This is a genomic window from Novosphingobium sp. BF6 (genome assembly GCF_058273105.1).
The window spans coordinates 1,115,827-1,136,507 of sequence record NZ_CM177775.1; the positions used below are offsets into that span (position 1 = coordinate 1,115,827).

The 20,681-nt window shown below is 66.0% G+C and carries 19 protein-coding genes; 13 read left to right on the plus strand and 6 right to left on the minus strand.

What is annotated here, in order from left to right; translation table 11 throughout:
* The first annotated feature begins 46 nt into the window (after positions 1-46).
* Both AC4D6D_RS05515 and ligA read left to right on the plus strand, forming a co-directional pair.
* Positions 47-1,369 carry a cytochrome P450 gene (locus AC4D6D_RS05515; protein ID WP_491326817.1) on the plus strand — a complete coding sequence of 441 codons (1,323 nt, stop codon included), beginning with the start codon at positions 47-49 and terminating at the stop codon, positions 1,367-1,369.
* Between the two features lie 48 nt (positions 1,370-1,417).
* The gene (gene ligA / locus AC4D6D_RS05520) at positions 1,418-3,553 is read left to right on the plus strand and encodes an NAD-dependent DNA ligase LigA (RefSeq protein ID WP_491326818.1); all 2,136 of its coding nucleotides are present in this window, start codon (positions 1,418-1,420) and stop codon (positions 3,551-3,553) included.
* 76 nt (positions 3,554-3,629) lie between these two features.
* Here ligA and sciP read toward each other — a convergent pair whose 3' ends face one another.
* The 3 genes from sciP to AC4D6D_RS05535 form a co-directional block, all read right to left on the minus strand.
* Positions 3,630-3,932: a CtrA inhibitor SciP gene (gene sciP, locus AC4D6D_RS05525; protein ID WP_147219146.1), complete on the minus strand. Its 303-nt coding sequence runs from the start codon at positions 3,930-3,932 to the stop codon at positions 3,630-3,632.
* Between the two features lie 267 nt (positions 3,933-4,199).
* The gene (locus AC4D6D_RS05530; protein ID WP_491326819.1) at positions 4,200-5,102 is read right to left on the minus strand and encodes a 50S ribosomal protein L11 methyltransferase; all 903 of its coding nucleotides are present in this window, start codon (positions 5,100-5,102) and stop codon (positions 4,200-4,202) included.
* Positions 5,099-5,350 carry a hypothetical protein gene (locus AC4D6D_RS05535; RefSeq protein ID WP_491326820.1) on the minus strand — a complete coding sequence of 84 codons (252 nt, stop codon included), beginning with the start codon at positions 5,348-5,350 and terminating at the stop codon, positions 5,099-5,101. The genes AC4D6D_RS05530 and AC4D6D_RS05535 overlap by 4 nt, the downstream gene beginning before the upstream one ends.
* 109 nt (positions 5,351-5,459) lie before the next feature.
* Between AC4D6D_RS05535 and sdhC the strand changes: the two genes are divergently transcribed.
* The 6 genes from sdhC (at position 5,460) to AC4D6D_RS05565 (ending at position 11,136) form a co-directional block, all read left to right on the plus strand.
* On the plus strand, positions 5,460-5,855 hold the full coding sequence (gene sdhC / locus AC4D6D_RS05540) for a succinate dehydrogenase, cytochrome b556 subunit (RefSeq protein WP_147219152.1): 396 nt from the start codon (positions 5,460-5,462) through the stop codon (positions 5,853-5,855).
* A 12-nt stretch (positions 5,856-5,867) separates the two neighbouring features.
* Entirely contained in the window at positions 5,868-6,254 is a 387-nt protein-coding gene (gene sdhD, locus AC4D6D_RS05545) for a succinate dehydrogenase, hydrophobic membrane anchor protein (protein ID WP_147219154.1), read from the plus strand.
* The gene (gene sdhA, locus AC4D6D_RS05550; RefSeq protein WP_147219156.1) at positions 6,254-8,062 is read left to right on the plus strand and encodes a succinate dehydrogenase flavoprotein subunit; all 1,809 of its coding nucleotides are present in this window, start codon (positions 6,254-6,256) and stop codon (positions 8,060-8,062) included. The genes sdhD and sdhA overlap by 1 nt, the downstream gene beginning before the upstream one ends.
* Positions 8,063-8,417: 355 nt before the next feature.
* Positions 8,418-9,011 carry an HdeD family acid-resistance protein gene (locus tag AC4D6D_RS05555; RefSeq protein WP_491326821.1) on the plus strand — a complete coding sequence of 198 codons (594 nt, stop codon included), beginning with the start codon at positions 8,418-8,420 and terminating at the stop codon, positions 9,009-9,011.
* A gap of 53 nt (positions 9,012-9,064) precedes the next feature.
* Positions 9,065-9,478 (plus strand): BlaI/MecI/CopY family transcriptional regulator, encoded by a 414-nt coding sequence (locus tag AC4D6D_RS05560; protein ID WP_491326822.1) that lies wholly within the window; start codon positions 9,065-9,067, stop codon positions 9,476-9,478.
* Positions 9,475-11,136: a M56 family metallopeptidase gene (locus tag AC4D6D_RS05565; protein ID WP_491326823.1), complete on the plus strand. Its 1,662-nt coding sequence runs from the start codon at positions 9,475-9,477 to the stop codon at positions 11,134-11,136. The genes AC4D6D_RS05560 and AC4D6D_RS05565 overlap by 4 nt, the downstream gene beginning before the upstream one ends.
* 59 nt (positions 11,137-11,195) lie before the next feature.
* On the opposite strand, the gene AC4D6D_RS05570 is transcribed toward AC4D6D_RS05565, so the two are convergent.
* Positions 11,196-11,852, minus strand: coding sequence for a hypothetical protein (locus AC4D6D_RS05570; RefSeq protein WP_491326824.1), 657 nt, complete (start codon positions 11,850-11,852; stop codon positions 11,196-11,198).
* Positions 11,853-11,928: 76 nt separating this feature from the next.
* Positions 11,929-12,798 (minus strand): KPN_02809 family neutral zinc metallopeptidase, encoded by an 870-nt coding sequence (gene ypfJ, locus AC4D6D_RS05575; RefSeq protein WP_491326825.1) that lies wholly within the window; start codon positions 12,796-12,798, stop codon positions 11,929-11,931.
* Positions 12,799-13,006: 208 nt separating this feature from the next.
* Here ypfJ and AC4D6D_RS05580 point away from each other — a divergent pair, with 208 nt between their 5' ends.
* From AC4D6D_RS05580 to AC4D6D_RS05595, 4 genes are all read left to right on the plus strand, one after another.
* Positions 13,007-14,554 (plus strand): M28 family peptidase, encoded by a 1,548-nt coding sequence (locus tag AC4D6D_RS05580; RefSeq protein ID WP_491326826.1) that lies wholly within the window; start codon positions 13,007-13,009, stop codon positions 14,552-14,554.
* Between the two features lie 111 nt (positions 14,555-14,665).
* On the plus strand, positions 14,666-16,123 hold the full coding sequence (gene guaB, locus AC4D6D_RS05585) for an IMP dehydrogenase (protein WP_491326827.1): 1,458 nt from the start codon (positions 14,666-14,668) through the stop codon (positions 16,121-16,123).
* Between the two features lie 25 nt (positions 16,124-16,148).
* The gene (locus AC4D6D_RS05590; RefSeq protein ID WP_491326828.1) at positions 16,149-17,321 is read left to right on the plus strand and encodes an RsmB/NOP family class I SAM-dependent RNA methyltransferase; all 1,173 of its coding nucleotides are present in this window, start codon (positions 16,149-16,151) and stop codon (positions 17,319-17,321) included.
* 49 nt (positions 17,322-17,370) lie between these two features.
* Entirely contained in the window at positions 17,371-17,877 is a 507-nt protein-coding gene (locus AC4D6D_RS05595) for a tetratricopeptide repeat protein (RefSeq protein ID WP_491326829.1), read from the plus strand.
* An 84-nt stretch (positions 17,878-17,961) separates the two neighbouring features.
* On the opposite strand, the gene AC4D6D_RS05600 is transcribed toward AC4D6D_RS05595, so the two are convergent.
* Positions 17,962-18,444, minus strand: a complete 483-nt coding sequence (locus AC4D6D_RS05600; protein WP_147219173.1) for an RNA pyrophosphohydrolase — start codon at positions 18,442-18,444, stop codon at positions 17,962-17,964.
* Positions 18,445-18,722: 278 nt separating this feature from the next.
* Between AC4D6D_RS05600 and AC4D6D_RS05605 the strand changes: the two genes are divergently transcribed.
* Complete coding sequence (locus AC4D6D_RS05605; protein ID WP_491326830.1) at positions 18,723-20,675, plus strand: 2-oxoacid:acceptor oxidoreductase subunit alpha; 1,953 nt, start codon at positions 18,723-18,725, stop codon at positions 20,673-20,675.
* The last annotated feature ends 6 nt before the right edge of the window (positions 20,676-20,681 follow it).

Here is a 20,681-nt window from a genome sequence, read left to right on the forward strand (position 1 = left end):
TTCAATTATGATACAGTGAGGATCATAAATATGGGAGGGCAGGTTCTTGGCTTATCCGGCGTCCTATGAAACCGCGGACTGGTACAGCGATGTCGCGCTGGTCGATGATCCCCACGCCTACTTCGATTTTCTGCGTGCCAAAGGGCCGGTAGCGCGTCTGCCTTACCGCAATGCCGTGGCCGTGACCGGATACGAGGAAACGGTGCAGGTCATGCTCGATACCGAGCATTTCTCCTCGATCAATGCCGTGACCGGGCCGGTGGCGGACCTGCCGTTCACGCCGGAAGGAGACGATATCGCAGCGCAGCTCGAAGCGCATCGGGGCGATATCCCCTTCGCCGACCAGATCGTCACCGAAAACAACGCACGACATGCAGACTTGCGCTCGATCCTCGCGCGCCTTTTCACGCCGAGCCGGTTGAAGGATCTCCAGCCCAAGCTGCTGGCGACGGCGGAAGGCCTGATCGACGAGTTCCATGCCGACGGCAGGGTCGATCTCGTGCGCCAGTACGGCGGACCTTACGGCACATTGGTGATCTCCGATCTGCTCGGCCTGTCCGAAAGCACGCGCGCCCGGTTTCGCGGACTGCTGGAAGGGGCGATCCCGGTCCCGATGGATGCGCGCGAGGAGGATATGCTCAGGAACCCGCTGGTCGGGGTGGGCAAGGGCCTGTTCGGCCTGATCGCGCAGCGGCGGCTTGCCGCTCATCCGCTGATGCGGCCCCTGCGGGCGCTTCTGGCGCGTGAGGATATTCTGGATGAACTGGCGAAGGCCAGCTATCCGGACGGCAGTCGACCGTCGCTGGTCGACCTGACGAGCCTGGCGGCCTTCCTGTTCGGGGCGGGGCAGGACACGACGAATCGCCTGCTTGCCAATGCCTTCCGGATCATCGCGACCCGGCCGGACATCCAGCAACAGCTCCGCGACGATCCGGCGCGCATCCCCGCTTTCGTCGAGGAAGTCCTGCGTTTCGACGGCTCGGTGAAAAGCGGCGGGCGGATGTGCCAGAAGACGACCGTGCTGGGCGGGGTGGAGATCAAGGCCGGTACGGCGATCCTGCTTTCGCACATGGCGGCGAACCGCGATCCCGCCCGCTTCCCGGAGCCGGATCGTTTCGACATGGACCGGCCCAGGATCAAGGAGCACCTCGCCTTCGGACGCGGCGCGCATACCTGCATCGGCGCACCGCTCGCCCGACGGGAGGTCGTGACGAGCATCGAGCGCCTGCTCGCGCGCATGGGCCACATTCGCCTGTCGGCTCGCCACCTCCGGCCGGACGGCACGCTGCACTTCGATTATGAGCCGACCTATATCCTGCGCGCGCTGGCCAGCCTCCATCTGGAATTCGATCCGATCGAAGGGGATTAACCGCGAAGAGGAATTCCCAGCCGCTGCACTCTGGCCTATCCCGGCGCCATGACCAGTCCCGCAAGCAACGAAGCCGAAGCCGCCAACGAATTGATGCGCCTGGCGCGCCAGATCAACCGCGCCAACCGCCTCTATCATGCCGACGATGCGCCGGAGATATCGGACGCCGAATACGACGCGCTCGTCCGCCGCAATGCCGAACTGGAGGCGGCTTTCCCGAATCTGGTCCGCCCGGACAGCCCGACGAACAAGGTCGGCCACGAAGTCGCTGCCTCGCCGCTGTCCAAGGTGACGCACGAGGTCCGCATGATGAGCCTCGACAATGCCTTCACCGACGAAGAGGTCGCCGATTTCGTCGGCCGGGTGCGGCGGTTCCTGTCGCTTCCGGCGGAAGAGACGGTGCTGGTGACGGCGGAAGACAAGATCGATGGGCTGTCCTGCTCGCTGCGTTACGAGCACGGCAGGCTGGTCCGCGCCGCGACGCGCGGGGACGGGCAGGTCGGCGAGGACGTGACCGCCAATGTCGCCCATATCGCCGACGTGGTGCAGGAACTGAAGGGCGAGGATATTCCCGAGGTCTTCGAGGTGCGCGGCGAAGTCTACATGGAGAAGGGCGCCTTCCTCGCGCTCAACGAGACGCTGATGGCCGAAGCCCGCGCGCTGGCGGAGAGCAGGGGCGAGGCCTTCGACGAGAGCAAGGTCCGCCAATTTGCAAACCCGCGCAATGCCGCCGCCGGATCGCTGCGCCAGAAGGACGCCAGCGTTACGGCAAAGCGCCCGCTCCGCTTCTGGGCGCATGGCTGGGGTGCGGTGAGCCGCGTGCCCGGCACCAGCCAGCACGACGTGATCCGCCGGATCGAATCCTGGGGGCTGCCGGTCTCCCCGCAGTTCCGGCTCTGCGGGTCGCTGGAAGAGATGCTGACCACCTATCGCGCCATTCGCGACGGACGCGCGGGCCTGCCCTTCGAGATCGACGGCGTGGTCTACAAGGTAGATAGACTCGACTGGCAGCAGCGCCTCGGCTTCGTGGCCAAGGCGCCGCGCTGGGCCATGGCTCACAAGTTCCCGGCGGAGCGGGCCGAGACCACGCTCGAATCGATCGATATCCAGGTCGGCCGCACCGGCAAGCTCACGCCGGTCGGGCGGCTCAGGCCGGTGCTGGTCGGCGGCGTCACCGTCACCAATGTCACGCTGCACAATCGCGACGAGATCGGGCGCCTCGGGGTTCGTCCGGGGGATACCGTGGTGCTCCAGCGTGCGGGTGACGTGATCCCGCAGGTCGTCGACAACCTTACCCGCGAGGTGGAGCGCCCCGCATTCGATTTCCCCGATCACTGCCCGGAATGCGGCAGCGAAGCGGTTGCCGCCGAAGGCGAGGTCGATGTGCGCTGCACCGGCGGACTGATCTGCCCGGCGCAGCGGACCGAGCGGCTCAAGCATTTCGTCAGCCGCGCCGCGCTCGATATCGAAGGGCTGGGCGAAAAGACCATCGACGAGTTCTTCGCCAAGGGCTGGCTCGAAAGCCCCGCCGATATCTTCCGCCTGCGCAAGCGCCGCGAAGAGATTCTCGCGCTCGACGGGTGGAAGGACAAGTCGGTGGACAACCTGTTGGCAGCTGTGGAAAGCAAGCGCAGCCCCGATGCCGCGCGGCTGCTGTTCGGCCTCGGCATCCGCCATGTCGGTGCCGTAACCGCGCGCGATCTGCTCAAGCGCTTCGAGACGCTTCCGGCCCTGCGGGAAATCGCCGAGGCCTCTCACGTCAAGGAAGGCGAGGAAGCCGCGGCGGCGGGGAGCGAGGCCTATTCGGAACTGGTCTCGATCGACGGCATCGGCCCGGCGGTGGTCGAGGCGCTGGGCGACTTCTTCCACGAGGAGCACAACCGCGCGGTTTGGGACGACCTTCTCTCCGAAGTCTCGCCGCCCGCCTATGTCGTGGCGACGGTGGACAGCGAAGTCGCGGGCAAGACCGTGGTCTTCACCGGCAAGCTGGAGACGATGAGCCGCGACGAGGCGAAAGCCCAGGCCGAGCGGCTCGGCGCCAAGGCGGCGGGGTCGATCTCGGCCAAGACCGACATTCTGGTGGCGGGGCCGGGGGCGGGTTCGAAGCTGAAGAAGGCCGCCGATCTCGGCATCCGCGTGATCGACGAGGCGGAATGGGCGCGGATCGTGCAGGCGGCGGGCTGATAGACCCGTTCAACCAGCGCAAACGAGAAGGGCCGCCGGTGCGATACCGGCGGCCCTTGTTGTCCGGAACGACCTGTCAGGCGCGGCGCGATTGCCGCTCGTGCAGGTGCCGATAATGTTGAACCCGGGTGGCGCGCAGTCCTGCCATGCCCTCGCGCTCGACGGCGCGTTGCCAGGATGCCAGTTCCTCAAGCGTGAGGTCGTAGCGGTCGCAAGCCTCGGCAATCGTCAGCAGGCCGCCGTTCACCGCCGCCACGACTTCCGCCTTGCGGCGAACGACCCAGCGAGAAGTGCCGCGCGGCGGCAGGCTGCTCTTGTCGAGAGCTTCACCCAGGGGTCCGACGACCAGCCGGGGCCGGTCGAGATCAGATTGAAGCATGTTGGCCTCTTGAGCTGTTGTTACCAGCCCCCCTTGGCCTTAATTCTTGGTGGAAACCCTTAATTCGAAGTTAATTCGATGGGTTAACGGGCAGCCGCCTTATCCTGCTTAGCCCTATGAATTAAAAGGATAAAGCTTTGGCGAAGTTCCTGCCGATACTTATGCGCCGCGTTTATAAGTCTTAACGTGCATAGGCTGCGCCGAATGGAGTAGCGCGCCGCGCGGGGATGCGAAACCGGCCGGTCCCGCATCCGTCTCCATCTGCGCCTACTTGCGGCGCGCCCGCATCCACAGGATCGACCAGTCGCCGTTCACCAGCCTGGCCGCAAGGCGCAGACCGGCACGGCGACAGGCGCGGCGGACGGCTTCTTCCTGGGTTTCCAGCAGGCCCGCCAGGATGAGGCTGCCGCCCGGTGCCAGCGAGCGCGCAAAGTCCGGCGCGAGCGAGACCAGCGGCCCGGCCAGGATATTCGCCATGATGAGGTCGTAAGGCCCGCGCGCCGCGATCAGTGGGTGGTCCATGCCGTCGGCCACGGTCATGACCAGTTCGCCGCCGCGCGGCCCCATCTTCACGCCGTTGGCGGCGGCATTGTCTTCCACCACGCCGACGCAGACCTGGTCGATGTCGCTGGCGGTCGCGAGCGCGCGAGGCCAGAGCGCCATCGCCGCGAAGGCGAGCAGGCCGGTGCCGGTGCCGATGTCGGCATGGTTGCGGAAGATCAGCCCCTGCGCCTTCATGTGGGTGAGCATGGCGAGGCATCCGGCGGTCGTCGCGTGCTGGCCGGTGCCGAAGGCCTGGCTGGCAGGGATCGCGAAATCGATCACGCCGGGTTCCTGGCTGGCCGGGTGATCCGGGGTATGCACGTAGAAACGCCCGGCGCGGATCGGTTCGAGACCCTGCTGGCTCGTCACCAGCCAGTCGGTTTCCGGGAGTTCCTCGACGATGAAGTCTGGCACGTCGCCGGGGAAGAGGGCGGCGATGGCCTGCTTCTCCGTGTCGCCCGGTTCGTCCGCGAACCAGGCTTCGAGCTGCCAGTCGTCGGGCTTGTCCTCGGCGATCTCGCTGCCGGACAGGACGATGCCCTCGTCCCAGTCGAAAGCGTCTTCATGGGCGACGAGGGCGGCCTCGATGGTGGCGCGCGGGGCGAAGGCGGTGATTTTCCAACTCACGAACGGATCTCCTGGGCTTCGAACCTGGCCTTCTCGCAGGGAAGGGGGCTGTCGAAGCGGACATGGGCATCGGCCGTCTGGCGGCGGCCGGAAAGGATACGACCGAAAGCCGCGCGATTCGCGCACGGGCTTTCGCGGACGATATGTTTTGTCGGCGCTTTAATTCCCCTGCGCTTCTCTGACCAGTGGGCCACATCGCGATGAACCGGCAGTTGACTGATCGTCGGGGACGCTTGTGCGGGATGCATCTGCGATGTGCTTCGCGGAACTTGCGCCAAGCCGTGATTTGTCTAAGGGGACTTTCGACAGGGGCAGCCTCGAGGCTGCTGCATAAGGCAAAAGGGATTCGAAAGAGCCATGGCCAAAGACGGCACCAGGAACCGTCCGCTTTCGCCCCATCTCCAGATCTGGCGTTGGGGCCCTCACATGTTCGTCTCGATTCTGCACCGCGTGACGGGCGATGGCATGGCATTCGCCGGCCTCGCTCTGCTGCTGTGGTGGCTCGGGGCGCTGGCTGGCGGACCCGAAGCTTACGCACTGCTCACCAAGTGCATGACCTCGCCGCTCGGCTATGTCGTGCTCGTGGGCATTTCCTGGGCGTTCTTCACCCACATGATGAGCGGCCTTCGCCACTTCGTGCTCGATGTCGGCGCGGGCTTCGAACTCAAGACGAACAAGACCTGGTCGATCGTCTGCCCGATCCTGGGCGTGCTCGCCACCGTCGCCTTCTGGGCGATCCTGCTGCTTCGCTGAGGAACGGGAAACATGGGTAACGGAACTTCCATCGGCCGCGTGCGCGGCCTCGGCTCGGCAAAGACCGGCGTTCACCACTGGCTGCTCCAGCGCTTCACCGCGATCGGCAACCTGCTTTCGGTCCTGTTCCTGGCCGTCTCGATCCTGCTTCTGCCCGATCTGAGCTATGCCACCGTGGTCGAATGGATCGCCCGCCCGGTTCCGGCCGTGGTGATGATCCTGCTCGTCGTCACGACGTTCTGGCACGCGCGCATCGGCCTCCAGGTCCTGGTCGAAGACTATGTCCACGATCACGCCAACAAGTTCGCCTGCATTGCCGCGCTGAACCTTGCCGCCTGCAGCGGCATCGCCTTCGGCGCCTTCTGCGTCATTCGTCTCGCGCTGGGAGCACATGCATAATGTCCGCGCCTGCTTATAAAATCATCGACCACGTCTATGACACCGTCGTCGTCGGCGCCGGTGGCTCGGGTCTGCGCGCAACGATGGGCTCGGCCGAAGCCGGCCTGAAGACCGCGTGCATCACCAAGGTCTTCCCCACCCGTTCGCACACCGTCGCGGCGCAGGGCGGCATTGCCGCCTCGCTCTGCAACAACACGCCGGACCACTGGACCTGGCACATGTACGACACCGTCAAGGGGTCGGACTGGCTGGGTGACCAGGACGCCATCGAATACATGGTGCGCGAAGCCCCGGCTGCGGTCTACGAGTTGGAGCACGCGGGCGTGCCCTTCAGCCGCAATGCCGACGGCACGATCTACCAGCGCCCCTTCGGCGGCCACATGCAGAACATGGGCGAAGGCCCGCCGGTGCAGCGCACTTGCGCCGCTGCGGACCGTACCGGCCACGCCATGCTGCACGCGCTCTACCAGCAGTCGCTGAAGTACGACGCGGACTTCTTCATCGAATACTTCGCCATCGACCTGATCATGGACGGCGGCAAGTGCGTCGGCGTGATCGCGCTCTGCATGGATGACGGTTCGATCCATCGCTTCCGTTCGCAAGCCGTCGTGCTGGCGACCGGCGGCTACGGCCGCAGCTACTTCACCGCCACTTCGGCCCATACCTGCACCGGCGACGGCGGCGGCATGGTGCTGCGTGCTGGCCTGCCGCTCCAGGACATGGAATTCGTGCAGTTCCACCCGACCGGCATCTACGGCGCGGGCGTGCTCATCACCGAAGGCGCGCGCGGCGAAGGCGGCTACCTCACGAATTCCGAGGGCGAGCGCTTCATGGAGCGTTACGCGCCTTCCGCGAAGGACCTCGCCTCGCGCGACGTCGTCTCGCGCTCGATGGCGATGGAAATCCGCGAAGGCCGCGGCGTGGGCCCGCACAAGGACCACATCTACCTGCACCTCGATCACATCGATCCCAAGGTGCTGGGCGAGCGTCTGCCGGGCATCACCGAAAGCGGAAAGATCTTCGCGGGCGTGGACCTTACACGCCAGCCGCTGCCGGTCGTCCCGACCGTGCACTACAACATGGGCGGCATTCCCTGTAACTACCACGGCGAAGTCGTCACCATCGGCCCGGACGGCAATCCGGACACCGTGGTGCCGGGCCTCTTCGCAGTGGGTGAGGCGGCCTGCGTCTCGGTCCACGGCGCCAACCGCCTGGGTTCGAACTCGCTTATCGACCTCGTGGTCTTCGGCCGCGCCACCGGCCACCGTCTCAAGGAAATCGTCAAGGCAGGTGCCAACCAGCCCGAGCTTCCCAAGGATTCGGCGGACCTCGCGCTCACCCGCCTGGACCACTTCCGCAATGCCAACGGCGGTTCGTCGACGGCGGAAGTCCGCACCGAGATGCAGCGCACGATGTCGGGCCACGCGGCGGTGTTCCGCACCGACGAGCTCATGGTCGAGGGCAAGGAAAAGCTTGCCGCGACCTATCAGCGCATGAACGACATCAAGGTCACCGATCGCGGCCTGATCTGGAACTCGGACCTGGTGGAAACGCTGGAACTCGACAACCTGATTTCGCAGGCCTCGGTTACGCTGCACGGCGCCCAGGCGCGCAAGGAAAGCCGCGGCGCCCACGCGCACGAGGACTTCCCGAACCGCGACGACGCAAACTGGATGAAGCATACCGTGGGCTGGTTCGACGGCTGGGGCGGCAAGGGCGGCGAAATCCGCCTCGATTACCGCCCGGTCCACGAATATACGCTCACCGATGACGTTCAGTACATCAAGCCGAAGGCCCGCGTGTACTGATTCGATTTGCCGGACAGAGTTCGAAAAGGCGGCGTACCGGAAGGTGCGCCGCTTTTTTATTGCGGTTTTTCATTCGAGCAAGTGAAGTGAAAGGGAGAAGTCCTGGGGGATGATCCCCCAGACCCTCGGAATTGGCGACGTTGTGCGCCGCCTATCCGTTGTGCGCTCCCTGCGGCGCAGCCATTATGTTTTCCGACGCAGCCATGAGCGCGGGGCGGATAGTGCAGGGCGTGACCCTGACAGTAACGGGGGGCAGGGGCGATGGCCCCCGCTTTTGGATGCAATTTCCTTCGCAACCTGATGGCATTTCGTGCATTTTTCAGCACGGACATCTGGCCGCGCAGGAGGCAGGCGCATGAATCCCACGGATATGGACCCGCTACTCGAACCCCGCATCGAGAACGACCCGCTGGTGCAATCGCTGGCGCAGGCTTCCGGCAAGGCCTGGGGCTGGGTTCTGGCTTACGGCATTCTGCTCCTGCTGATCGCGCTGGTGGTGATCGCCAATCCGCTGGTGGCTGGTGTCGCGACCGGGCTGCTGATCGGCGTCGTGCTGGTGATCTACGGCATTGCCGCCATCGCTGCCGGATGGACATCCCTGTCGCAGCGGGCGCGCTGGGTGGAAGTGCTGCTGGGCCTGCTTGCGCTCGTCGCCGGGATCTTCGCGATCCTTAATCCGGTCGCAGGAGCGCTCTCGCTGGTCTGGGCGATCGGGGCCTGGCTGACCGTCTCGGGTGGCTTCCAGATCGCCTTCGCTCTCAAGGCGCGCCATGACCGGGGCTGGCGGCTGTTTCTCGGCGTTCTCGACGTCGTGCTCGGCCTGATCCTGTTGTTTTCAAATCCGGCGACGGGACTGGCTTTCCTGGCCGTCATCATCATGATCAGCCTGGTGGTGCGCGGCGTATTCCTGATCCTTCTGGCCAATACGCTGCGTAAGCTCATTCGGTAATTTATTCATCGGGCATTCATGTTTACAAGCGTAGTCGATTACGCATGTAAACGATGGAGGTCATGGTGTCCGAGTCTGCCCAACTCCAATCCGGCGACCAGCCCGAGCGTATCTCGGATGCCGAACATGCGGTGATGGAGGTGCTCTGGCAGCGCAGCCCGCTGACCGCCGCCGAAGTCTGCGAACAGGTCTGCGAACCGCGCGGCTGGAGCCTTGCCACCGTCAAGACCTTGCTCTCGCGCCTCGTGACCAAGCAGGCGCTCGCCACTGAGCCGGACGGCAAGCGCTTCCTCTACTCTCCTCGGGTCGCCCGCGAGGCCTATGTCGGCAGCGAAAGCCGCCGCCTCGTCGATCGCCTGTTCGGCGGCCGGGCCGCGCCGCTCTTCGCGCATCTTGCGGAATCCGACGCGCTGACGGAAGATGACATCGCCGAGATCGAAGCCCTCCTGAAGGAGCTGAAGTCATGATCGAATGGCTTACCGATACGCTCGTGATGACCGGCGTGCTGATGGCGCTGGTCCTGCTGGTTCGCCGCCCGGTGTCGCGCTGGTTTGGTCCGGCCGCGGCTTATGCGCTATGGGCCTTGCCGGTCCTGCGTCTGGTGCTGCCGCCGCTGGCCCTGCCGAAAGGGCTGTTCGCCCGTCCGCAGATTGCCGTGGAGCCGATCACCGCGACCGCGCAAGCGGTGCTGCCGCCCGCCGCTTCGCCGTCGGTCGTGGATACCGTGGTCACAGCGTCGCCTTCCGTCACGGTCCCGGTACAGGCTGCGGTTCCGGTAGAACCGGGCCTGCTTGCGCAAATTCCGTGGTTTTCTGTGCTGATCACCGTCTGGCTGGTCGGAGCGGCGATCTTTCTCTTCCAACGCCTGCGCAATTACCGGCTGATGCGCGCGGAGCTGATGGCCGACGCCCGGCTCGTGGCCCATTCGGGCGATATCCGCATCGTCGAGACATCGGCCGCCGCTTCGCCGTTGGCGTTCGGCGTCCGCGACCGGGTGGTCGCCCTGCCGCAGGGCTTTCTCGCGACGGTGGACTCGGAAAGCTCGGACTTCGCGATCGCCCACGAACTGGAGCATCACGCGGGCAACGACTTGCTCGCGCTGATCGTTCTCCAGCCGCTGTTCGCGCTCCACTGGTTCAATCCGATCGGCTGGGCTGCCTGGCGCGCCTTGCGCGCCGATCAGGAGGCCGCCTGCGATGCGCGCGTCATGACCGGCTGCACCCGCGAGACGCGTGCCCGCTACGGCCGCGTGATCGCCTCCTTCGCCGCAGGCAGCCGCCTGACTCTCGCGGCTCCGATTGCCGGTGCGCTGGCGGGCGAGAAGCCGATCATCCAGCGCCTCAAGGCGCTCGCGACACTCGAAGTCTCGCCCGCAAGGCGGGTGATGGCGCGCAGCCTGTTCGCTTTCGCCGTCGTTGCGGTGCCCTGCACGGCAACGGTCACTTATGCGGCCATCGAGGAGCCGGACGTGCCCGAAGCCCCGGCGGCCCCGCAGGCAGCCGCTGCTCCCGTCGCTCCGGCGGCCCCGGCAGCCCCGTCGCTTTCGCGCTGGCAAGACGCGCCGGAGCCACCCGTAGCACCGCAACCGGCCCATGCGGTCGTCGCTCCCGAAGCGCCTTGGGCGCCGACACCGCCTCCGCCACCCGCGCGCGTGAGTGAGGTGGACGTGCCGCCTGCACCCCCGGCTCCTCCCATGCCGCCCGTTGACCTGTCGCACGCCCGTGCCGTTGCGGATCGCGCAGCTGCGCGCGCCATGGCCGAAGTGGGGCGCAACATGCCGCAAGTGGAACAGTCGACTTCCTCGAACGGCAAGGTTCAGACAATCCGTATCACCCGCAAGGACGGCGAGGGCGGGACGAAGATTCAGCAGACGATCACGATCGACAGCACTTGCCCGGCGGATCGTTCAGGCGGGAACCACGGTAATCGTTCCGCTTCGACGACTTACGTCTGTACCGGTGTCCCCCGCGAAGCACTGAACGCTGCGGCTCGGGCGATTTCCTCGGCCAAGGCTACGATTGCGGCCAATCACGGGCTGGATGCCATGATCCGGAACCAGATACTTGCGGAACTCGACAAGGAACTGGCGGATGCCCGTGCGGAAATGCAGGGCGAGGCGAACTAGGGCGAAACGAACGGACGATGGCCGGACTTGCCGATAGAGGCAGTCCGGCCATCGACCTGTCAGGGAACCTTCTGAACGACGGGCTGCGAGGTATAGGCGACGCCGTCCTGCCCGGTACTGCGCTCGCCCTTCGATGATTTCTGTTCGGCCTTGGCGTCGCTCTTCTTGCCGTTCTTCGCATCTTCTTCGTGCTGCTGGAGCGCCTTGGCCTGGATGATCGCCGGTGTCGCGGGGGAGGCGGGATAGGCGCAGCCGCGCTGGGCACCGACGCCCTTGAGGAAACCGCGCCGGGCGACGCCGGCCTGGATCGCCGCCAGAACTGCGCGTTCCTGTGCATTGGCGCCGGAAATCTCGCGGATCAGGCCGCGGAAGGGAATGAACGAGCCGACCACCCACTTCGCGACCTTGCCGGTGCTGACCCGGTCGCGCGCTTCCTGCGGCAGGTCGAGATCGTCGCCGAGAATGCCGTCCAGCTCCTGCACCGCCGCGCTCAGTTGGCGGCATGAGCGCAAGGACGTGAGATCGTAGGGCTTCTTGGTGGCGGCGATCAGGACCGGCGGAATCTCGGTCTTGTCGAGATTGAGGTCGGTCACCGGCGTCTTGGCCACATCCATCGCATCGGGTTCGTTGTCAGTGATCGGCTTGTCCTGCCGCGCCTCGGCCGATGTGGCGGCCAGCGTTCCGGCCATGGCCGCAAGAATCAAGAAATGGCGCATCGTTTCCTCCTGATTGCCCCCGTGGGCGGCGCAGTCGCACCCACGGGGAAGGAGGGAAGCGCCGCCTCTGAACGAGTTACTGCTGGTTGAACGTGTCGCAGGCGTCCTCGTTCCCTGTTTCGACACCGCGCCGCAGCCATGCCATGCGCTGGGCGCTGGAGCCGTGGGTGAAGCTCTCCGGGCTGACGCGCTGCCCGGCGTTTTTCATCAGGGTGTCATCGCCGATGGCGCTGGCGGCGGTGAGGCCTTCCTCCATGTCGCCGGGTTCGATGCGGTCCTTGTTGCGCCCGGCCCAGACCCCGGCATAGCAGTCCGCCTGAAGCTCCATGCTGACCTGCAGTGCATTGGCCTGCTGCGGGTTCTGCCGCTGGGCGCGGCGGACCTGACCGTCCAGCCCGAGCAGGTGCTGGATATGATGGCCGTACTCGTGCGCGACGACGTAATAGCGCGCGAAATCGCCCTTGGCACCGAGCTTGCGGTCCAGTTCGTCGTAGAAGCTGGTGTCGATATAGATGCCCTGGTCGGCGGGGCAGTAGAACGGTCCCATCGCACTTTGCGCGGCGCCGCAGCCGGACTGGTCGGAGCCGTTGTAGAAATGCAGGTTCGGCTGCTCGAAAGCGATGTTCGCCTTCTGGAACAGCGGCTGCCAGGTCGTGTTGAGCGAGGACACGGCGTTGCAGGATTCCAGCGCATAGGCGTTCTGCCGACAGATCGAGGCGGTATCCTTCGGCTGGCCGGGACGCTGGGCCGGTGCAGGCGCCTGCTGTTGCTGGACGTTCTCCAGCGTGCCCAGCATCTGTCCCGGATCGACCCCGAAGACGAGCGCGCCGATCAGCACGATCACCAGCGACCCGCAGCCCAGCTTGCCGCCCGAGCCGCCGGGGAAACTGCGCCCGCCGCCCTGGCTGACGCGGATGTTGTCGGGATTGAAATCGTCGAGCCGCATCGCGTCTGATCCCTTTCAAAGGCTGCCGGAGGCTGGCACGGCGAGACTAGCCGTAGCCCGGAGGCTAGTTCAATCGAATTTGGCGGGGTCTTGTTCCGGCCGCTTCCGGCTGGTCCGTTGCCTCACAGCCACAAATGCGACCGCCCGTTCGCAATTTAGCGAGAAATTGTAACAGCCCAGCGAAATCCGTCGTATAGGCTGAGGCACGATGCACAGGGGATTCACGGTAGGACTGGCACGCGCGGTCGGCGCGGTGACGCTCGGCGCGCTGCTCGTCAGCGGCCATCCTTTGTTCTCGGCGATCTCCCGCGCCGACCAGGAACTGGCCTCGCGCCTGCGTGCGCATATCGAAGTGCTGGCCAGCGACGATTTCGACGGGCGGGAGCCGGGCACCGCCGGCGAGGCGAAGACCCTGCGCTACCTCGGCAAGCAGTGGTTCGACATCGGACTGGTTTCCGGCACCAACGACCCCGGCCACGAATGGTTCGCCCCGGTTACGCTCGTCGCGCGCGAGCCCGATTCCTCGGCGGCGCGGTTCCTGCGCAAGGGCGCGCGCTCGACGGTCTCGCCCGCAGGCGTTCTGGTACTGACTTCGGGCAAGCGCAGCCTCGTGCGCAACGTGCCCATGCTGTTCCTCGGCAAGGGCCGGGGGCGCGACTATACCCGCACCGAACTGGCGGGCCGGGTCGCAGTCGTGCTCGACGGCGATAAGCCCGACGGGGAGCGTCAGAACGATCTTCTTGCGCTGGGCGCCTCGGCGGTGCTGACGGTGCTTGACGGGGATCGCAGCCTCGATCAGGTCGCGGCGCGGCGCAAGCGCACCGGCTATGCGCTTTCGGACGATACCCTGGGCGGCGATCTCGAAGCCTTCATCACCCGCGATGCGATGGCGGCGCTGCTCAAGGGCACCTCGCGCTCGCTCGACAGTCTCGAAACCGCGGCGGCCAAGCCCGATTTCGTGCCGCTGGTGCTCGACGTGACGGCTTCGCTCGAAGCGACCACGCGCGAGACGACGATCCGCACCCACAACCTGATCGGCAAGCTGCCGGGGCGTCGTTCGGAATCGGGTGCGGTGCTGTTCCTGGCCCATTGGGACCACTTCGGCGAATGCGGCGAGGCGCCCGCCGAGGACGTCATCTGCAATGGCGCGATCGACAATGCCAGCGGCGTCGCGGCGCTGACCGAAGTGGCGCGGCGTCTCGCGCGCGGGCCGCAGCTCGACCGCGACGTCTATTTCCTGGCGACCACGGGCGAGGAACTCGGCCTGCTGGGCGCCCATGCCTTCGCGGAAAATCCGCCGCTGCCGCCGGGGCAGATCGTCGCTGCCTTCAATATCGATTCCATCGCGATCGCCCCCAGGGGCACGCCCTTCGCCATCGTCGGACGCGGCATGACCGCGCTCGACGGGGAGATCGCCAAAGTCGCCAAGGCCGAGCGCTTCAAGCTGCGGGCGAACGACGACGCCAACGAATATCTGCGGCGGCAGGACGGCTGGGCGCTGATTCAGCACGATATTCCCGCCGTCATGGTGACGACCGCCTATGGCGACATCGACCGTATGCGCGCCTTCTTCGACGGCGACTATCACCGCCCGAGCGACGATCTGGCGCACATGGCCCATCCGCTCGAACTGGGCGGCGCGGTGGACGACGTGAAGATGCTTACCGCGCTCGGTCGCTGGTTCGGGGACTTGCGGCGAGTGCCGAGCAATCCGGTCCAGCCTGCGGCACCGGCGACGGGCAGGAAGACGAAGTAAGGGGCCTCTCGGCGCCGTTTCGGCCCGGTACGAAAAGGCTCTAGCCCTGACGCCCCCGTTTGATTACATGGGCCGCCACGATTCTCCCCGGTAAAGGTTATGGTGGCGCTCATGGATATCCAGCTCGGACTTACTTTCGACGACGTACTGCTTCGTCCCGCGAAGTCCGACATCGTCCCCACCCAGGCCGATACCCGCAGCCGCCTGACGCGCGGCATCTCGCTCAACATCCCGGTGATTTCCTCGGCGATGGACACCGTGACCGAAGCGGACATGGCGATCGTCATGGCCCAGCTCGGCGGCATCGGCGTGCTGCACCGCAACCTCACGATCGAGGAACAGTGCGCGGCGGTCCGCGCCGTGAAGCGCTTCGAGAGCGGCATGGTCGTCAACCCGATCACGATCTCGCCCGACGCCACGCTTGGGGAAGCGCAGGCGATCATGCTGGCGAACAAGATCAGCGGCATTCCGGTCGTGGAGAATTCGGGCAAGCTGGTCGGCATCCTCACCAACCGCGACGTGCGCTTCGCCGCGAACCCGGCACAGCCGGTGCGCGAGTTGATGACGCATGAGAACCTCGCCACCGTCAAGGTCGGTGTGGACCAGGACGAGGCGCGCCGCCTGTTGCACGCTCGCCGCATCGAGAAGCTGCTGGTGGTCGACAACGACTTCCGCTGCGTCGGCCTCATCACCGTCAAGGACATCGAGAAGGCCGTCACCTACCCCGACGCCACCAAGGATGCCGCCGGTCGCCTGCGCGTCGCCGCCGCAACCACCGTGGGCGACAAGGGCTTCGCCCGCACCGAGGCGCTGCTCGCCGCCGAGTGCGACGTCGTCGTCATCGACACTGCCCACGGCCATAACAAGGACGTGGCGCTTGCGGTCGAGCGCGTGAAGAAGCTGTCGAACTCGGCGCAGGTCATTGCCGGCAACATCGCCACCGCCGAAGCGGCGCGTGCGCTGATCGACGCCGGTGCGGACTGCGTGAAGGTGGGCATCGGGCCCGGCTCGATCTGCACCACGCGCATCGTCGCCGGTGTCGGCGTGCCGCAGCTGACCGCGATCATGGATGCCGCCGAAGAGGCCGACAAGGCAGGCGTGCCGGTGATCGCCGACGGCGGTCTGCGCACTTCGGGTGACGCCGCCAAGGCGCTGGCCGCCGGTGCCTCGACCATCATGGTCGGCTCGATGCTCGCGGGCACCGAGGAAGCGCCGGGCGAGACGTTCCTCTATCAGGGCCGCGCCTACAAGTCGTATCGCGGCATGGGTTCGGTGGGCGCGATGGGCCGTGGTTCGGCCGACCGCTACTTCCAGGGCGACATCAAGGACCAGATGAAGCTGGTTCCCGAAGGCATCGAAGGCCAGGTCGCCTACAAGGGCCCGGCCAAGGACGTCATCCACCAGCTGGTGGGCGGCGTGAAGGCGGCCATGGGCTATACCGGCTCGGCCACCATCGAGGATCTGCGCAAGAACGCCCAGTTCGTGCGCATCACCAATGCCGGTCTGCGCGAGAGCCACGTCCATGACGTGACCATCACCCGCGAAGCACCGAACTACCCGACGCGCTGATTTCCGCAGCGTCGAGGGCAGGGCAATGACGCCGGGTGCGCGCGTTCAGGCAGCGATCGAGGTTCTCGACCTCGTGATCGCGGGGGCGCGCGCCAATGGCGCACCTGCCGACCGGCTGATCGGAGACTGGTTCCGCACCCGCCGCTTCGCGGGCAGCAAGGACCGTCGCGCGATCCGCGAACTCACGTACCGGGCGATCCGGGCCTGCGGTGAAGTGCCCGAGACGGGCCGCGCGGCCATGCTGCGCGTCGCCGTCGAAGATCCGGAACTGGCGGCGCTGTTCGACGGTAACGGCCATGCGCCCGCCAAGATCGTTCCGGGCGAGCCGGTCGCCGAAGCGGGCCTTGCGCCGCGCTGGCTGGTCGAGCGCTTTGCCAGGAGCGATGTCGCCGAAGCCGATGCCATGGCGCTGCTCGACCGCGCGCCGCTCGACATTCGCGTCAACACCTTGCGCGGCGGGCGCATCGAACTGCCCGAAGGCGGCGAGCGTTCGCTGGCCGCGCATGGCTGGCGCTATCCGCCGGAAACCAGCATCGAGCAGTCCGATGCCTATGTTCACGGCGCCGTCGAGGTGCAGGACACCGGCTCGCAGCTGACCTGCGAGGCCGTTGCCGCCAAGCCCGGTGAGACGCTGATCGATCTTTGCGCCGGGGCCGGGGGCAAGACGCTCGCGCTGGCCGCGGCGATGGAGAACAGCGGCACGCTGGTCGCCTGCGACGTGGACCGCACGCGCCTGTCCCGACTCGCCCCTCGTGCCGAACGGGCCGGGGCGACGGGCATCGAGACCGTCCTGCTCGATCCGAACAAGGAAGTGCAGGCGCTCCAGCGCTTTGCCGGTGCCGCCGATGCCGTGCTGGTCGATGCACCCTGTTCGGGAACGGGCACCTGGCGCCGCAATCCCGAGGCACGCTGGCGGCTCACCGAGGCGCAGCTCGTTCGTTATGTGACGGTGCAGGCGCGCTTGCTCGATATCGCCGCCGGTCTGGTGAAAACGGGCGGACGGCTGGTCTTCGTAACCTGTTCGCTGCTCGATGAGGAAGGCGCGAACCAGGCGGAAGGCTTCCTGAAGCGGAACCGTGGCTGGCAGGCGGTCACGCCGCTGGTGCCCGCCGGAACCCTGCGCGGCCCCGGTCTGAGGCTCTCGCCGTGGCAGGACGGGACCGACGGCTTTTTCGTCGCGCGCTTCGAACGGCTGTGATAGCGTTCGTGTCATGATGAGGACGAAGCCCTCGGCCAAGGACATTTTGATGCGTTACACGCCTGTCGCGATTGCTCTTTCCCTTGTGGTCGCCGTTTCCTCCAGCGCTATCCTTTCCGCGCCGACCGCTGCACTCGATCCGCGCGCGGCGACGCTGATGACCGAAGGACATGCCGCGATCGGCGCGGGGAACGTCAATGGCGCGATCGATGCTTTCGAGGCTGCGCTGACGGTAGAGCCGGGCAATGTCACCGTGCTGTTGGCGCTGGCGGATGCGACGCGGCAGCAGGGCCTTCAGGGCAAGGCGCTGCGCTATTATCGCGTGGCGCTGGTCAGCGATCCGCGCAATGTGGCGGCGCTGGCCGGTGAAGGCATGGCGCTGGCGGAAAAGGGTGCGAAGGACAAGGCCAGCCGTAATCTCGCGCGGCTCCAGACGCTCTGCGGCAAGGACTGCGCGGAAACCGAGGAGCTGGCTGCTGCCATCGCCAAGGTTCCGGCGACCCGCGTCATGACCGCCGAGGCCTCGGCGCCCAAGCCGGTGGTTTCCGAAAACTGAGGTTTGTGGCTGGGCTTCGACAAGCTCAGCTGAGCGGGAGTGGGTGTTTTCCCCTGACCCGCTCATCCTGAGCCTGTCGAAGGATCAGATCAATGCGCGGAATTCTTCCAGCACGGTGCGGTAGACGCGCTTCTTGAACGGCACGATCAGCTCCGGCAGCAGTTCCGGATCGACCCACTTCCACTCGCAGAATTCGGCAGGCTTGTGGGCTTCCAGATCGATGTCGCCATCCTTGCCTTCGAAGCGGGCGAGATACCAGGTCTGGCGCTGACCACGATACTTGCCTTTCCAGAGCTTGCCGATCAGTTCTTCCGGCAGGTCGTAGAGCAGCTCTTCCTTCGTGTGGGAGAGGATCGTGACATGCGATTCGGTGGCGCCGGTCTCTTCCCAGAGTTCGCGCAGCGCCGCAGCCTTCAGGTCTTCGCCGTCGTCGACGCCGCCCTGGGGCATCTGCCACCAGTCGCCTTCCTTGGTGTCGATCCGCTTGCCGACGAAGACCTTGCCGTCGGAATTGACGAGCATGACGCCGACGCAGGGGCGGTAGGGGAGGGACGCGAAGTCTTTCATCGGTGAACGGGATTCCATGTTCGTTGGGAAAAGCGTGTGTTCGGACGATCTGAGACGATGACCGGAGCGCATGCCGGTAGAATGACCCAAGCCCGGACGCAATGCCAGCGCCATTTATGGTTCCCCGTTTGCTAACCGAAGACAGCCCCGGGTTGGAAGTGAGGCGCGGTTTGCCGCGTCATGCGTTTTTCCATTTTGCAGCGGCAGATAGCGGGCCTAGTCTGCGCGAAGGGAAACAAGCTTCGTCGGCGCAAGACCGGCTTTCCCTGGAGAGGACGATGATGGCGACAATCTCATCGGAACATGACGTATCGAGTCCCGACGAACGGGCCGTGGAAGCTGTCGTCGTGCGGTTCGCGGGCGACTCGGGCGACGGCATGCAGCTTACCGGGGGGCAGTTCACGCTCTCCACCGCGCTCGCCGGGAATGATCTGGCAACGTTCCCGGACTTTCCCGCCGAGATCCGTGCGCCGCAGGGCACTCTGTTCGGGGTCTCGGCCTTCCAGATCAACTTCGGATCCAGCGAGATCACCACGGCAGGCGACGCGCCGGACGTGCTCGTGGCGATGAACCCGGCGGCGCTGAAGACCAATATCCATGCGCTGAAGCCCGGCGGCATGGTCATCGTCGACACCGGCGAGTTCGGGAAGCGCAATCTCGAAAAGGCGAAGTACGCGGAGAACCCTCTGGAAGACGGCAGCCTCGCCAAGTGGGACGTGCTCGCCTTCGATATTTCCGCGCTGACGCTGGAGGCGGTGAAGCCGTTCGGCCTCGGCAACAAGGAGGCGCTGCGCTGCAAGAACATGTGGACGCTGGGTTTGGCGCTCTGGATGTTCGACCGCGACCGGCAGCCGCTGGTCGATTGGTTGAAGGCCAAGTTCGCAAAGAACCCGGTGCTGGCCGAGGCCAATATCGCCGCGCTCAATGCGGGACATGCCTATGGCGATACGGCGGAACTGTCCGGTCCGCTGCGCAAGCAGCACATCGATCCGGTTCCCAGCGAGCCGGGGTTGTACCGGACGGTGACGGGCGCCGAGGCGATTGCGCTGGGACTGGTTGCCGGGTGCCGGTTGGCCGGGCTGCCGATGTTCTTCGGCGGCTATCCGATCACTCCGGCTTCGGCGATCCTCCACCATCTGGTGAAGATGAAGGAATTCGGCGTCACCACCTTCCAGGCCGAGGACGAGATCGCCGCGATCTGCTCGGCTATCGGGGCGAGCTATGCCGGGCAGCTGGGCGTCACGTCCTCCTCCGGCCCCGGCATCGCGCTCAAGGGCGAGGGCATGGGGCTGGCGGTGATGACCGAACTGCCGCTGGTGATCGTCAATTCGCAGCGCGGGGGGCCTTCGACCGGCCTGCCGACCAAGACCGAGCAATCGGACCTCTATCAGGCGGTCTACGGCCGCAACGGTGATGCCCCGCTGCCGGTGATCGCCGCGCGTTCCCCTGCCGATGCCTTCGAATGCGCGATCGAGGCCTGCCGCCTCGCCACGCAGTACATGACGCCGGTGATCCTGCTGACCGACGGCTATATCGGCAATGCCTCGGAGCCGTGGAAGGTCCCCGATCCGGAGACTTTCGAGCCGTTTCCCGTCCCGTTTCTGGAGGAGAAGAACGGCGGGGACCGCGTGCTGCCCTACAAGCGCGACGCGCGCGGGGTGCGGCCCTGGATCCGGCCCGGCACGCCCGGTCTGATGCACCGGATCGGCGGGATCGAGAAGGCGGTGGACAGTGGCAATATCGACTATGCGCCCGACGTCCATCAGCTCCAGACCGACGCCCGCAAGGCCCGGATCGACGGAATCGCCATGACCATTCCGCCGCAGGAAGTCTGCCTTGGCGAGGCGCGGGGCACGCTGGTCGTGGTCGGCTGGGGTTCGACTTACGGGCCGATCCATCAGGCCGTGCGCCGTGCCCGGCGGCGGGGGCTCGCGGTGAGCCATGTCCATGTTCGCCATGTCTGGCCGCTGCCGGGCAATCTCGGCGAAGTGCTGGCCGGTTTCGACCATGTACTCGTGCCGGAGATGAACACCGGGCAGTTCAAGACCGTGCTGCGCGACCGCTTCCTGATCGATGCGGTGCCGCTGAACAAGACCAGCGGCCAGCCTTTCGCGATCGCCGAACTGGAGGAGGCGATCGGCCGGTTCTTCGACCGGATCCCCGGCAACGAAGGCGGCGAGGTGGCGGTCAACGAGACCCAGCTTCCCGCGCCCGAAATCGAGCAGCCCTGAGGCGGG

Bases quoted from the DNA above. Each gene is read 5' to 3' on its own strand.
- ligA (WP_491326818.1), top strand. From the start codon at position 1,418: ATGACCAGTCCCGCAAGCAACGAAGCCGAAGCCGCCAACGAATTGATG.
- sciP (WP_147219146.1), bottom strand. From the start codon at position 3,932: ATGCTTCAATCTGATCTCGACCGGCCCCGGCTGGTCGTCGGACCCCTG.
- AC4D6D_RS05535 (WP_491326820.1), bottom strand. From the start codon at position 5,350: ATGCATCCCGCACAAGCGTCCCCGACGATCAGTCAACTGCCGGTTCAT.
- sdhC (WP_147219152.1), top strand. From the start codon at position 5,460: ATGGCCAAAGACGGCACCAGGAACCGTCCGCTTTCGCCCCATCTCCAG.
- sdhD (WP_147219154.1), top strand. From the start codon at position 5,868: ATGGGTAACGGAACTTCCATCGGCCGCGTGCGCGGCCTCGGCTCGGCA.
- sdhA (WP_147219156.1), top strand. From the start codon at position 6,254: ATGTCCGCGCCTGCTTATAAAATCATCGACCACGTCTATGACACCGTC.
- AC4D6D_RS05555 (WP_491326821.1), top strand. From the start codon at position 8,418: ATGAATCCCACGGATATGGACCCGCTACTCGAACCCCGCATCGAGAAC.
- AC4D6D_RS05560 (WP_491326822.1), top strand. From the start codon at position 9,065: ATGGAGGTCATGGTGTCCGAGTCTGCCCAACTCCAATCCGGCGACCAG.
- AC4D6D_RS05565 (WP_491326823.1), top strand. From the start codon at position 9,475: ATGATCGAATGGCTTACCGATACGCTCGTGATGACCGGCGTGCTGATG.
- AC4D6D_RS05570 (WP_491326824.1), bottom strand. From the start codon at position 11,852: ATGCGCCATTTCTTGATTCTTGCGGCCATGGCCGGAACGCTGGCCGCC.
- ypfJ (WP_491326825.1), bottom strand. From the start codon at position 12,798: ATGCGGCTCGACGATTTCAATCCCGACAACATCCGCGTCAGCCAGGGC.
- AC4D6D_RS05580 (WP_491326826.1), top strand. From the start codon at position 13,007: ATGCACAGGGGATTCACGGTAGGACTGGCACGCGCGGTCGGCGCGGTG.
- guaB (WP_491326827.1), top strand. From the start codon at position 14,666: ATGGATATCCAGCTCGGACTTACTTTCGACGACGTACTGCTTCGTCCC.
- AC4D6D_RS05590 (WP_491326828.1), top strand. From the start codon at position 16,149: ATGACGCCGGGTGCGCGCGTTCAGGCAGCGATCGAGGTTCTCGACCTC.
- AC4D6D_RS05595 (WP_491326829.1), top strand. From the start codon at position 17,371: ATGCGTTACACGCCTGTCGCGATTGCTCTTTCCCTTGTGGTCGCCGTT.
- AC4D6D_RS05600 (WP_147219173.1), bottom strand. From the start codon at position 18,444: ATGAAAGACTTCGCGTCCCTCCCCTACCGCCCCTGCGTCGGCGTCATG.
- AC4D6D_RS05605 (WP_491326830.1), top strand. From the start codon at position 18,723: ATGATGGCGACAATCTCATCGGAACATGACGTATCGAGTCCCGACGAA.